This is a genomic window from Phycisphaeraceae bacterium, from assembly GCA_019636795.1.
Taxonomy (GTDB): Bacteria; Planctomycetota; Phycisphaerae; order Phycisphaerales; family UBA1924; genus JAHBWW01.
This window is the reverse complement of sequence record JAHBWW010000002.1, coordinates 673910-687274: the sequence shown is the minus strand read 5'-3', so window position 1 is coordinate 687274 and position 13365 is coordinate 673910. Positions and strand designations below refer to the sequence as shown.

The window sequence follows — 13365 nt, the reverse complement described above, 5'->3', positions numbered from 1 at the left end:
GTGGCATGCATCAACGGTTGCGGTCGGTGCCACCCGCCGACACCCCGCACCTTCCTGCAAAATGCAATGTTTATTGAAAGTCCAATACCATAGTATTATAAACGGCCCACGATCAGTAACTGTGAGGTCGATCAATAATTACATCCTGAAACACGCCGACAAATTCGATCGTATATTCGCCATGCTCGGGAACTGTGACCGTATGCTTTCCAATCACATTTGTCGCAAAACCGATGCGATAACGTCCCGGCAGCCAATCAAGAGGGGTAAACTGATACCCGGTATTCACTGATACAATAAATACACCTCTTGTATCTTCTGTACGAATGTCAAGTAACGTAGTCTGATAAGTAGAGGAATACGATACTGGTGGAATACTATCCGCTCTTCCTAGCGTCCAATCAGTCAGCGGAACTTTGACAGGTGCTCGATGTCTTCGAATGGGGAGTTCCTGCCCAGAGGGAAGGGCAATTTTAATGTTATGAGGATGAAACAGCGACGATCGATGGCGGTCGATAAGAATTTCAATAGCCTCAATTGGCATGACGCATAAAATGTCTACTACGAAGCCACCAGTAATATCATTCGTAATTGGTCGCATCCCAATTGGCATGGCAAACGATGAGGATAAATGCGATCTTTGTTCAATTATTGTTCTGGCAATTGTCGTTGTGTATCTCTCCGGCTCTATCGTGAGTTCAACAGGATGGCCATGGATAGTTATGTTCGGTGGAAGCGGAGAATCTACAGCAAACCTCGCAATCACTGCGCCGAAGACCATTCCCATAACAAGGCAAACGACGGCGATTAGAATTTGTGTTCTGCGAATTTCCATAGTATTTAGTTGAGTTTCAGATGGGGCGGTAGGTTGCAGGGGACTACTGTCCCTTGGTGACAACAGCCACGGCTAAGCACTGCAGCGGGGTGGCACCGACCACCGTTTGTTCCACGCTCTCTGTGCCACCGATCCGCGGCCCTGTGTACAGTCTTGAGCGGTCGGTGTGACTTTTTTATCCTTTCCATCACGTCCAGCACCAACGCTCTCTCCTCCATCTCTGCCCCGCCCGCATCGCTCCCGGATGCTGCTGCGCATGCTGCCAGCCTACCGATTCCACCCCCGCGCGTCAACAGCATCGGGCTCGGCGGTGTGCAGCGGTGCGAGGCGGGCGGCGAGGCAGTTGCGTGAGACGACGTAGAGAAACTCCTTGTTGCGGAGATGGCTCACGCGGCCGACCTTTTCGCCTTGTGGGTTGTAGATGCCGATCTGCGCGCCCACGTAGCGTTTGAAGTCGTTTTCGATCGTCGTCACCTTGCCCGCGCCGCTCCAGAGGCCCGCGAGCATGGCCTCCATTCCATCGCGGGCGATGTAGCCTTCATTGTTGAACGACACGACGAGGACCGGGGCGCGTACTTCTTCGAGCACCGCCCGCAGAGCCCCGGCGAACTGCGGCCTCGAGTTGAACGCGCTCTTGCGCTCGCGGACATCCATCCGCTTGCACGCGATGCCGTAGACCTCCGGCTTGTCCCAGCGGACGAGCGATTCCCAGACGTGGTAGTTGCCGAGATACGAGTGCTGGTTGTACGGCGGGTCGATGTACGCGACATCGGCTTCGAGGCTCCTGGCCGCGTCGAGCGCGTCGAGGCATGTGGCCCGGCACTTGCCCGCTGCGGCGCGCGGCAGCACCGCGGGCACGCGCAGTTCGAGCTCGTTGTGGGCGCGCGGGGCCCACGTCTTGAGGTACGCCATCTGCAGCCCGGTCGTCGAATCGACGCGATCGGCCGCTTCCATCAGCGAGACCAGCATGACCGCTTCGAGATCGGGCTCGAAGCCTCTGGCGGCGATGGCCTCGCGGATCGCGTCGATGCGGGCGCCGTTCCTGGGGTGAAAGAAGCGGGATTGCTCGCAGAACGTCTGCGTGAAATAGCCGGGCTCGCCCTTGATGCTGTTGAACTCGCGCACCAGTCGCCGCGCGTCATCGAGCACGTCCTGGGCATCGGCCTGCACATAGCAGCGCGCCAGGACATGGGCATAAGCGTTGTGATCGTTGGACAGCACGCGATACCCGGCAGCTTTGAGCGCGTGTCCGACACGCGAGGTGCCCGAGAACAGGTCGATCACCGATTCGGCGTCAGCAGCCCGACGCACCGCGTCGAGGATCATGGGAATCAGCGTGCGTTTGGAACCGATGTACTTGATCAACGAAGGTCTCCCGCCTGTCGTCGGGCCGCGCCGTGCAGCCACGCCAGCAATCGAACGAGAAAGCGAGTGTATTCAGCCGCAGTGCAGGTGTGGCGGATGGGCATTGGGGGCAGCGGTGGAAGCGGGCGGTGCGGGTGGTCTTGCGGGTGGCGGCCTAGACGCTCGCCGCGCGCTGGTCGAGGAAGTCGACGGCACGCCGCAGGTGCGGGATCACGATCGAGCCGCCGACGATCAGGGCGATGTCGAAGGTCTCGAAGAGGGCTTCGTCGCTGACGCCCTCGGCCTTGGCGCGGTCGATGTGGTAGGCGATGCAGTCGTCGCAGCGCAGCACCATGCTCGCGACCAGGCCGAGCAGTTCCTTGGTCGGCGTGTCGAGGGCGCCCGGCTCGTAGGCCTTGGTGTCGAGGTTGAAGAAGCGTTTGGTCACGAGCGTCGCGCCGGCGCGGGCCGAGCCGTCGGGGTTGGTGCCGCGGGATGCGTCGTCGCCGAGGATGCGCTCGTTGAGGCGGGTGCGGAACGCGACGAACTGTTCATAACGGTTGCTGTCGGGCCTGCTGCTTTCAGATCTGCTGCTGTCGGACATGTGGTGCTCCTGTCAATCGGTGGTGGTGATGTCGATGGTGATGTCGATCTCGAGCGCGACGGCTGCGGGCGCCAGGCAGGCTTCGCTCGAACAGGCCTGAAACGACACGCCCAGCACCGGCTTGCCCGCTGAAGCGCCCACGCCCGGGGCGTGCTCGAGCGCGACGGCGAACGAGACGAGATCGTGATGCACCAGCAGGGCCGGATCGGTCTCGAGCGGCTCGCCGGTCGGATAGTCGGCGTAGACCGCGACGCCCTGCCCGCGCGTCAGCCCGACGCGCAGGGGCGACAGCGCCATGTCCGAGCGCCCCGGATCGGCGGCGATGATGTGGTAGCCGGGTGCGATGCGCAGTTCGACGTGAAACACCGCAGGCTCACCGGGCGCGACCGTGACGGCGTCCACATCGGCAAAGACCGAGACGGGCTGAGCAGTCTGCTGGCCAGGGTACTGATCGGGGCGCGGGGCGGCGTCATCCTCGGGCAGCAGGTCGCGGATCGTCGGCATCAGCATGATCCGCAGCAGCGTCTGCGTCGCCAGCACCGTCGAGGTCGGCGAGGCGGCGATCTGCGATGAAAGCGATGCGAGCAGGGCCGCGGCCCGATGCGGGATGTCGGTGCGCGTGGTGTGGGCTGCGAGATCGACCAGCGCGGCGAGCATGAGCGAACAGCCGCTGGGGATCGCGCCGTCGTAGGTGCTGCGCGGACGGATGAACAGGTCGGTCGCGCCCGCAGGCGCGTCGAAGAAGGAACCGTGCTCATCGGAAAACAGCGTGTGCGCCCGGTCGGCCAGATCGAGGGCGGCTTCGAGTGGCGACGAGCCGCCAAGATCCGTGTCCGGGGCGGCGTCGTGCAGCGCGACCAGAGCGCGGATCATCGCGGCATGATCTTCGAGGAACGCGGGCGTGTGCGACGTGCCCGCGCGGTGGATGCGCAGCAGATTGCCGCCGGGATCGCGCATCGAAGCGAGGATGAAGCGGGAGGCCCGGATCGCGGCGTCAAGATATCGCGGCTCGTCGAGCACGACCGAGGCGGTCGCAAGGGCCCGGATCATCAGCGCGTTCCACGCGACGATCGTCTTGTCGTCGAGGTGCGGCTGCTTGCGCTGCCCGCGGGCTGCGAGCAGGGCGTCGCTGACGCGATCGAGCCGCGCGAGAAAATCTTCGAGGCTCAAGCCCATCTGAGCGGCCAGATCCTCCGGGCGATGAGCCAGGCGCAGGACATTGGCGGCGGGCGCATCCGCGTGGTGGGGGTCCTTGAAGTTGGGCCCCTTGTCGAGGCCGAAGACCGCCAGCGCGAACTCAGCGTCGGGGCCGAGCACGGTGCGCACCTCGTCGGGCGTCCAGAGATAGTTGAGCCCCTCGCGCGTGTCCACTTCGGCGTCCTGGGCGCTGGAGAACGCGCCGCTGTGCGGATCGGTCATCTCGCGCAGAACATAGTCGAGCGTGCGGCGGAGCGTGCGGCGGTAGAAATTGTCGTCATACACGCGCGCGGCCTGGGTATACGTCGCGGCGAGGAGCGCGTTGTCGTAGAGCATCTTCTCGAAGTGCGGCACCGTCCACGTCGCATCGACGGCGTAGCGGTGAAACCCGCCTCCGACGTGATCGTGAATGCCGCCCAGGGCGATACGATCGAGCGTCGTGCGCACGGCCAGGTCGATGGCGCTGCGGGTGTCATCTTCGGCGACGTGGTCGCGCGCGGCGAGCAGAAAATCGAGGAAGGCGGGCTGGGGGAACTTGGGCGCGCCGCCGAAGCCGCCATGCGTGCGATCGAACTGGCGGAGCAGGTGCGAGACCGCCGTCTCGTTGATCGTGGGCGAGAGCGAGATCGGGCCAGCGTGGTGCGAGAGCGCATCGGCGACGGACTGGGCCAGTCGGTCGGCCTGCGCGATGACGGTGTCGCGCTGGTCGCGCCAGGCGATGGCCATGCCTTCGATGACCTGCGTGAACGAGTGCATGCCGTGGCGCGGCTCGGGCGGGAAGTATGTGCCGCACCAGAAGGGCTTGAGTGAGTGTGGGTCGAGAAAGACATTCATGGGCCAGCCGCCGTGGCCGGTCATGAGTTGCGTGGCGAGCATGTAAAGTTCGTCGACGTCGGGGCGTTCCTCGCGATCAACTTTGATCGCGACGAAGCGGGCGTTGAGGAGGCGCGCGGTGGCTTCGTCTTCAAAGGATTCACGCTCCATGACATGGCACCAGTAGCAGGTCGAGTAACCGACGCTGAGGAAGATGGGGCAGTCGCGAGTTCGCGCAGCGGCGAACGCCTCATCGCCCCATGCGTACCAGTCCACCGGGTTGTGGGCGTGCTGGAGCAGGTACGGGCTGGTGGCGTCAATGAGGCGATTAGGCATGAAAAAGATACTCCAGGCGTGTGTTCGATGATTGGCCGGGCGTCGTCCTAAAGTTGTGGCGCGAACAGGAGAGCGTATCCGTGGGTAAGGTGAAGGTGCAGAATCGAGTGACAACTCGCGTGGCGGCTTTGTGCGTCGGGTTGCTTGCAGTGGGAAGTCTTGGCGTTGCCCAGCCCGAGGGCGGCCCCCCGCCGGCGACGGTGCGTGTGGCCGAGGTCACGCGCGATGTGGTCGAGCAGCGGCGGCAGGTGACCGGCGAGGTGCGTGCGCATCGGCAGAGCCTGCTGGCGTCGCAGGAGCCCGGGCTGGTCGAGGAGTTGAGTGTCGATATCGGTGATGCGGTCGAGGCCGGCGCGGTGATCGCGCGGCTGCAGCGCACACGCATGGATCTGGAACTGCGCGAGGCTCAGTCGCGTGTGGCGTCGACGCAGGCGACCGTCGCCGAGCGTGAGGCCCTTGTGGCGCAGGCCCAGCGCGATCTGGTGCGTGTGCGCGAGGTGCTGGCGCGCGAGTCGGGCGCAGCGCCGGAACTGGATCGGGCAGAGAGCGCAGCCGCGGCTGAAGAAGCACGGCTCGCTCAGGCCAGAGCGCAGCAGCAGATCGAGGAAGCGCGGGTGGAGTTGATCGAACAACGGCTCGATGATCTGACGATTCGCGCGCCGTTCAAGGGGCGCGTGGTAGCCAGGCGCACGGAAATCGGGCAGTGGATTCGCGAAGGGGATGCTGTCGTTGAGTTGATCGAGGTTGACCCGATCGATATCTGGCTGGATGTGCCTGAAGGACTGGTGCAGTTTGCGAGCCGGGCAGAGACAATCGCGGTGCATGTGCCGGCGCTGGGCGTGGATGTCGAGGCGAGAGTGATTGCGACGGTGCCTCAGGGCGACGCGCGATCGCGATTGTTCCCGGTGCGGCTGGAGGTGAGCAACGCCGACGGACTGATCAAGCCGGGCATGAGCGCGACGGGACTGGTGCCGATGGGACAGCGGGCACCGACGCTGCTCGTGCCTAAGGACGCGCTGCTCAAGGGCGAGACTGGCACGTATGTGTATTACGACGCGGGCGGGCGTGCGGCGATGGCGGCGGTGGAGCGGCTGTTCGCACTCGGCGATCAAGTGGCGATCCGCTCGGGGGTGCTCAACGAGGGCATGCGTGTGGTGGTGGACGGCAACGAGAGGCTGTTTCCGGGTCAGCCTCTGAACATCGTGCCCGATGCGTCCCGGTGATCGGAGTGATGTGTGGATCTGATTCGGCTTTCGATCAGCAAGCCCGTCGGGGTGGCGGTGTGCGTGATACTGGTGGTGATGTTCGGGCTCATCGGGCTGTCGCGGATTCCGATTCAGCTCACGCCGACGGTCGATACGCCGCTGATTACGGTGTCGACGCAGTGGCCCGGTCGCAGCCCGCAGGAAATCGTTGACGAGATCACACGCCCGCAGGAAGAGGAACTCAAGAATGTGTCGGGCCTGCAGCGGATGCTGTCGGTCTCGAGCCAGGGGTCGAGCGAGATCACGCTCGAGTTTGACGTCGGCACGGACATGTCGCGCGCGAGGCAGGAGGTCTCGGACTCGCTGAGGCAGGTGTCGAACTATCCGTCGGAAGTCGAAGAGCCGACCGTCAAGGTGGCCGATGGTGCGGCCGAGAACGCGATCGCGTGGATCATCATCGATCTGCCTGAAGATAAACTCCCGCTGCACGCGGGCTTTGACATCTCGACGCTGTACGACGCGCTTGACAAGGAGGTCAAGCCGATGATCGAGCGCGTCGAGGGCGTGGCCGAAGTCAACGTGTATGGCGGGCGCGAGCGCGAGGTGCGAGTGCTGGCCGATCCGATGCTGCTGGCCCAGCGGCAACTGACGTACGGCGACCTGCTTGGCGCATTGCGAGGGCAGAACCGCAACGTCTCGGCAGGGACCATCGCTGAGGGCAAGCGCGACTATCGCGTGCGACTGGTCGGCGAGTTCAGCCGCCCCGAGGATATTCTCGACACGGTGATCGTGTATCGCGGCGGGCTGCCGGTGTATGTGCGCGACGTGGCACAGGTCGAGGTCGATTATCAGAAGCGTCGCGGGTTCGTGCGCAGCCTCGGGCATCCGTCGATCGCGATCAACGTGATTCGCCAGTCCGACGCCAACGTGGTCAACGTGATGCGCGATGTGCGCGCGGTGCTTGAGGAAGTGCGCTCCGATGTGCTGCCCAACATCGGGGGCGTGTGGGGGCAGGGGGCGGTGGGCCCGAACCTGCGTTTGCGGCAGGTCTACGACGAGACGATGTACATCGAATCGGCAATCAATCTGGTCAAGACGAACTTGTACATCGGCGGTGTGCTGGCCGGGCTGGTGCTGCTGCTGTTTCTGCGGGCAATCCGTCCGACGGCGGTCGTGCTCATCGCGATTCCGATCTCGGTGATCGGGACGTTTCTTGTGATGCAGGCGCTCGGGCGAACACTCAACGTGATCTCATTGGCGGGCCTGGCGTTCGCGGTGGGTATGGTCGTCGATAACGCGATCGTCGTGCTTGAGAATATCGACCGCAAACTGCGCGAGGGACTGCCGCCGCTCGAAGCCGCGTATCGCGGCTCGCGCGAAGTCTGGGGTGCGATTCTGGCTTCAACGCTCACTACAGCGGCGGTGTTCATTCCGGTCCTGACGATCGAGGAAGAAGCGGGGCAGTTGTTTCGTGACATCTCGCTGGCGATCGTGGCCTCGGTCATGCTGAGCCTTGTCGTGTCGATCACAGTGATTCCTGCGTGCGGGCGGTGGCTGTCGATTGCGCCGCCAAAGACTCTGGCCGGGCGTGCTGTATCAAGCCTCTTCGGCGTTGCTCCTTTGCTCGAACGCATGAACCTCCTGTTGCAACGGCTGGTGCGATGGACCATCACGGGCTGGCGCGGCGTGCTGATTCGGCCAACCGTCATCATCGTGCTGATGGTCGGCAGCGTAGTGCTCAGCGCCAGGCTCATGCCGCCGCTCGATTATCTTCCTGCGGGGAACCGCAACCTGGTCTTTGGCGGCCTTCTCACGCCTCCGGGCCTGTCTGTTGAGCAGAAGGAACGCATCGCCCAGCAGATCGAGGGCGTCGTCGGGCCGTACATGAAAGCCAAACAGAGCGATCCGGCATCGCTGGCGTCGCTTCCTCCCATCTTTCGGTTGGAAGCACCAGACAGGCCTTTTGATCCGGTCGCGGTCGACAATTTCTTTGTCGGCGCGTTCGGCGACTTGATGTTTGTCGGAGCGACAAGTCAGGCCGAACAGGTCGTCATCCCGATCGGGTCGCTGCTCACCGGCGCGATGATGGGCGTGCCCGACAGCTATGGCGGTGCTGCTCAGACCAGCCTCTTCGGGCGCGGCATCGGTGGCGGCAACACCATCGACATCGAGATCAGCGGCCCCCGGCTCGACCGGGTTACGGCTGCTGCGAACTTCATGTTTCAGGCAGCCGGCTCCGAATACGGCTTTGGCAACGTGCGCGCCAACCCCAGCAACTTCAATATCGACGAACAGGAGTTCCAGGTCGAACTCAACGAGCGCGGGCGGCAGCTTGGCCTGACGACCGAGATGCTCGGGGTCGCGATCCGTGCGCTGTTCGATGGTGCATTCGCGGGCGAGTACAAACTGGGATCGGACACGGTGGACATCATGGTCGTTCCCCCGGGCGGCAGGCTCGAATACAAGGAAATGCTGGCCGACATTCCGATTGCAACGCCAGCAGGCGACGTAGTGCCGATCGATTCGATCGTCAACTTCGTCCCCGCGCTCGCTGCCCAGCAGATTCGGCGTTTCGAGCAGTTGCCCAGCGTTGCCGTGTCGGTGAGGCCGCCGACGGGCGAGCCACTCGAAGCGGTCATGCAGACGCTTGAGGATAAAGTGATCGCGCCAGCACATGCCGCGGGGCTGATTGATCGCACGATGCGCACACGCCTCGAAGGCACAGCAGCCAAACTTGACGACGTCAAATCAGCAATGTTCGGGCGAGGCGATGGCAAAGGCTGGGTGTCGCGCGGCGGAGCATGGGGGCTTTTTGGCCTGTTCCTGCTGGTGGGGCTTGCTGGGGCGGCGGTCTGCGTCGCGCGCGTCGGTCGCGGCAGAATGACGCTCTACGGCGCGGCCGGGTGCCTGCTGATGGCGGCCGTTCTCGGTGGTCTGACGGCGGGGCTGGCTTCGTCGCCGCATCTGCTCGAAGCACGCTTCATCTGGGCTCTGGTCGTTACATACCTGCTTATGGCCGCGCTGTTCGAGAGTTTCGTCTATCCGTTCGTCATCATGTTCACTGTGCCGCTGGCGATTGTCGGTGGGTTCGCGGGGCTGGCGATCGTGCACGCGTGGTCGATGGCCGATCCAACCAAGGCACCTCAGCAACTCGACGTGCTGACGATGCTCGGGTTTTTCATCCTCATTGGGGTCGTCGTTAACGCGGCCATCCTTCTCGTGCACCAGTCGCTCAACTTCATGCGCGAAGAAGGGCTCGCTCCGGCCGACGCAATCGGCAAGAGCGTGCGCACGCGCGTGCGGCCCATCTTCATGAGCGTCCTGACGAGCGTGGGGGGCATGATGCCGCTGGTCATTGCGCCCGGCTCAGGCAGCGAGATGTACCGAGGCCTCGGCAGCGTGGTTGTCGGAGGCTTGCTGGCATCGAGCGTGCTGACGCTGGCACTCGCGCCAATGGTGTTCAGTCTCGTGCTCGACATGCGGGCAGGGATGGCGCTGGCCTTCGAAAAGAGGGCACGTTCACCCAGACCAGTGCGGCGACCGATCAAACCCGCTTCCGCGTCGCCCGCGAGTGAATCCGGTTCAACGGGCGATTCGACCCCCGCAGCCGAGCCTGCCGAGGCGGTTGGCCGTGGCTGAACGCGCGCGATTGCCAGCGATCTTGTTGAGGTCGGCGCGGGCCAGCGGGGCGCACCGCCCCGGCACCAACATCTACCAGATCCAGCGCATGCGGCCGAAGTCGAAGATCGGGAGGCCAAAGTGCCGCTCGGGTCCGGGCAGGTAGACCACGAACGCCCGCCCGATGAGCATGTTGCGATGGACGACACCGGGAGGCGTGGGATATTTCTCGTGCATCGCTGGGTGCGCAGCGCCCCACGAGCGCCCGTCGAGGCTGCGGGCACTGTTATCGCCGCAGAAGAAGAACTCATCGGACCCGAGGATCAACGGCGAGGCCGGGTGCGTGCCCAGCCCTGGTCGGCCCGGGGTCGTGCTCGGTTCGCCCATCCAACTGGTGCGCTGGAACTCGGTCGGGCGGTAGAACAGATCGCGCTTCACCGCCAGCCGGTGGAGCGCAAACGAGCCAGCGTCAAACTCCCACGCGAGTCTGGGCGGGCTGTAAAACGACGGAGCCATGAGCCGCACGCTCCCCGAAGTGTCGGCGTCCAGACGCACCGCCAGATCTTCGCCGGTGTTGTTACGCAGTCGCTCGGCGATGTCCCATTCATACGCGCCGCGCTCCGGTCCGCCCGCTACCAGATGCCCGTCAACCCACAACCACAGCGCCTGATCGACATGCCAGAAATCGACGTTGGTGACGCGGCCCGAATCCAGCGCACTTCCTACCTCGGCCGAGTCGAGAGTGGTCCAGGGGGAGTCGTCGTTCGAGTCCGCGATAGACTGAAACGCGACGCTTGCCGTCGCGCGACCGTCGCCGACCCGTTCGATCATCGCGCGAAAGCGATGGCCTCGCGTCTCGATCAACACTGCGGCCGAGCGTGCCGCGTCTACGGGCTCGATGCCGAAGGAAACCGACAGGTCAGACACTGGGAAGGAATTCTGGTCCGAGCGGTCCCAGCGCTGGCCGAAGTTTGGCAGTTCGTTGTAGGAGTTGTAGTCGTCGAGCCGAAAGACGCGGTCGAGCCAATCCAGGCGCGTCGGGCCCGAACCGCCGAAGGTATAACTCGGCCCGGCATCGAGGCCCGTCCAGCCCGAGGTGCTGCCTCGCACCGGCGAACGGAAAGTCGCACTCTGTCGCGGGGCAAACTGACTGTCGAAGACAGGTTGCCAGACAGCCCGCTGAACACGCTCGGGCTTGCGCACGATCGACCAATCGGATTGCGACCAACCCGCGGGTCCGCTGCCAGACGCATCGAGCGGGCGCGTGAACACATCGCCATCGACCAGCGCGAGTTGCTCGCCGGGCATACCGACCAGACGCTTGATGTAGTTCTCGCTCGTGCGGATCGGAACCTTGAAAACAGTCACGTCCCATCGTTGCGGGCTGTGCATGGGTTCGAGGTACTTGAAGACAAACACCCGATCGCCCGAGCGGATGCGCTGGCGGACGGGCGCGATCTCGACGCCGGTCATGGGATCGGTCGGATGGACATGCTGCTGGCGCTCGGGTGGCAGGCCGCGATCTTCCGGGTACCAGGCTTCACTGGCCCAGTTGTAGCCGCCCAGCTCGCTGTGCGAACGGATATTGGCGCCCAGTAGTGTGGGAGCCATCGAACCGGTAGGAATCTGAAACCCCTCGACAACAAACCCGCGAAAGATCAGCGCAACGATAAACGCGATCATGATCGACGTGAGGGTTTCTTTGATTGACGAGGGCGGAGCACTTTCGGTCATGCAGCAGTTCCTGAGCGGTCAATCGCGCGGCGTGTCGGACGAATCATCGGCAGGCGAGGCAGGGCCCGAGTCCGGACCGCCGGGGCGACGCTTGCGGCGTCGCCGCTTCTTCTTGCGAGGCTGATCGCTCTGGCCATCCTCCGAGGGGGAAGTATCGCCGCGCGGAGCTTGCGGTTCGGCAGACGCAAGCGGCTGATCCTCGCCTGCAACCTTTCGGCGGCGACGGCGCTTCTTTTTGCGCACAGGTGTTGCCGAAGCATCGCCTTCGGCCGCTGTGGGCACACGGTCTGCGAGCGCACCACTGCTGCCGCTGCTGCTGATGGGCCGCACGCGCGGCTCACGCACTGGCGGGGAGGCTGGCCTGGGCGGTGCCTGTTCGAGCCCTGGCTCAGTGAGCTCTTCGAGCGGGACGGCAACATCGATGCCCGAGTCGAGACGGACCAGTACGAGCTGCGTGAGAATCTGTGAATCGATGACGATGCCATCGCCATCGGGCGTTCCGACACGCGTCTTGCGGCGAGGGAGGTTCTTGCGCAGTTCCTCGTAGGTCTGCTCTTCGTACCGCAGGCAGCACATCAGTCGGCCGCAACGACCACTGATCTTGAGCGGGTCAAGCGTGGCTTTCTGCGTCTTGGCCGCCTTCATGCTGATGGGCTTGAGAACCTTAAGAAAGTTCTTGCAGCAGCAGTACTGTCCACAGCGCTCGTAGTCAGCAACCAGACGCGCTTCGTCGCGCGCCCCGACCTGGCGCAGATCGATCTTGACCTTGAACGCAGTGGAAAGTTCAGCCACCAGCGAGCGAGGGTCGATGCGGGCTTCGCCGGTGTAGTACACTGTGATGCGATCGCCGCTGAGAATTGGCTCGACATCGACCACCTTAATGTCAAACCCCAGCCTGCGCACAACTTCTCGAGCCGTGTCGCGCAGGGCCTTGCGCGAGGCGTCGAGTTCCTCCTGCCGCTTCATGTCCTCGATAGTGGCCACGCGCATGACCCGGCCATTGGTGAAGAACGGGTACTGCCGGCCGCCCGAGCGGTCGATGTACTCGAGCATTTCCTGCCGCGAGATGCTCTTGGAGCAGCCCGAGTTCTGGCAGGTGGTGGTGAGCATGTCGCCGATCTCGATGCCTCTCTGGGTGCGGACGACTATTTTGGAGCCGCACCCCGGCGTGGAGTCTCCCTTGTAAGGAAACTCACCGACCATGCCCATGACGCCGAAGCGGACGACGATGGTCGTAGGCGGACGAAGTGCAGCGATGGCGCGAGCTTCTTCCTGCGCGGACAGGAGATCATCTTCGAACTGTTGAAGCGGAAGGATGGGCATGTGGTTTCAAGAAAGATCAATGAGGAAGGGGCCGGTCTAAGGCCGAACGCCCAGAGCCTGGTTGCGGGCGATCGAGAAGAGTTCGGGCAGCGACTCGCGAGCGCGGAGTTCGACCGAACGTGCCTGTTGGACCGAGTAGACGAGCAGGTCTTCGTTGCGATCGTCAATGACGAAGAGCAGTTCGCCGGTCGAGCCGCCATTGGCGGTCATTCCGGTGTAGGCACCGGTCTTCGAGACCATGTGAGCCGATGCGCTGGGGATGCCGACAGTCTGAAGGAGGATCAGACCTCCGAGGATCGCAGCGGTGATCGAAAGTGTTACGCGAGCAGCTTTCTGTTGAGTGTGTTCCATGCCTG

General features: G+C 63.6%; 9 protein-coding genes. 2 read left to right on the top strand and 7 right to left on the bottom strand.

Annotated elements, in window-relative coordinates; translation table 11 throughout:
* Nucleotides 1–112: 112 nt before the first annotated feature.
* From KF757_06105 to KF757_06090, 4 genes are all read right to left on the bottom strand, one after another.
* Nucleotides 113–835 (bottom strand): hypothetical protein, encoded by a 723-nt coding sequence (locus KF757_06105; GenBank protein MBX3322546.1) that lies wholly within the window; start codon nucleotides 833–835, stop codon nucleotides 113–115.
* A gap of 267 nt (nucleotides 836–1102) precedes the next feature.
* Nucleotides 1103–2242 carry a DNA adenine methylase gene (locus KF757_06100; GenBank protein ID MBX3322545.1) on the bottom strand — a complete coding sequence of 380 codons (1140 nt, stop codon included), beginning with the start codon at nucleotides 2240–2242 and terminating at the stop codon, nucleotides 1103–1105.
* 112 nt (nucleotides 2243–2354) lie between these two features.
* The gene (locus tag KF757_06095; GenBank protein ID MBX3322544.1) at nucleotides 2355–2783 is read right to left on the bottom strand and encodes a carboxymuconolactone decarboxylase family protein; all 429 of its coding nucleotides are present in this window, start codon (nucleotides 2781–2783) and stop codon (nucleotides 2355–2357) included.
* A 12-nt stretch (nucleotides 2784–2795) separates the two neighbouring features.
* A complete protein-coding gene (locus KF757_06090) occupies nucleotides 2796–5129 on the bottom strand; it encodes a thioredoxin domain-containing protein (protein MBX3322543.1) in 2334 nt (777 codons plus the stop codon).
* Nucleotides 5130–5209: 80 nt separating this feature from the next.
* On the opposite strand from KF757_06090, the gene KF757_06085 reads away from it, so the two are divergent.
* The gene (locus KF757_06085) at nucleotides 5210–6352 is read left to right on the top strand and encodes an efflux RND transporter periplasmic adaptor subunit (protein ID MBX3322542.1); all 1143 of its coding nucleotides are present in this window, start codon (nucleotides 5210–5212) and stop codon (nucleotides 6350–6352) included.
* Nucleotides 6353–6364: 12 nt separating this feature from the next.
* On the top strand, nucleotides 6365–9973 hold the full coding sequence (locus tag KF757_06080; GenBank protein MBX3322541.1) for an efflux RND transporter permease subunit: 3609 nt from the start codon (nucleotides 6365–6367) through the stop codon (nucleotides 9971–9973).
* Between the two features lie 72 nt (nucleotides 9974–10045).
* Here the strand turns inward: KF757_06080 and KF757_06075 are convergent, their stop codons facing one another.
* From KF757_06075 to KF757_06065, 3 genes are read right to left on the bottom strand one after another with little or no spacing between them, the layout of a single operon-like run.
* Nucleotides 10046–11686, bottom strand: a complete 1641-nt coding sequence (locus KF757_06075) for a hypothetical protein (GenBank protein MBX3322540.1) — start codon at nucleotides 11684–11686, stop codon at nucleotides 10046–10048.
* An 18-nt stretch (nucleotides 11687–11704) separates the two neighbouring features.
* Nucleotides 11705–13009 carry a hypothetical protein gene (locus KF757_06070; GenBank protein ID MBX3322539.1) on the bottom strand — a complete coding sequence of 435 codons (1305 nt, stop codon included), beginning with the start codon at nucleotides 13007–13009 and terminating at the stop codon, nucleotides 11705–11707.
* A 36-nt stretch (nucleotides 13010–13045) separates the two neighbouring features.
* Nucleotides 13046–13360 (bottom strand): hypothetical protein, encoded by a 315-nt coding sequence (locus KF757_06065; GenBank protein MBX3322538.1) that lies wholly within the window; start codon nucleotides 13358–13360, stop codon nucleotides 13046–13048.
* Between the last annotated feature and the right edge of the window lie 5 nt (nucleotides 13361–13365).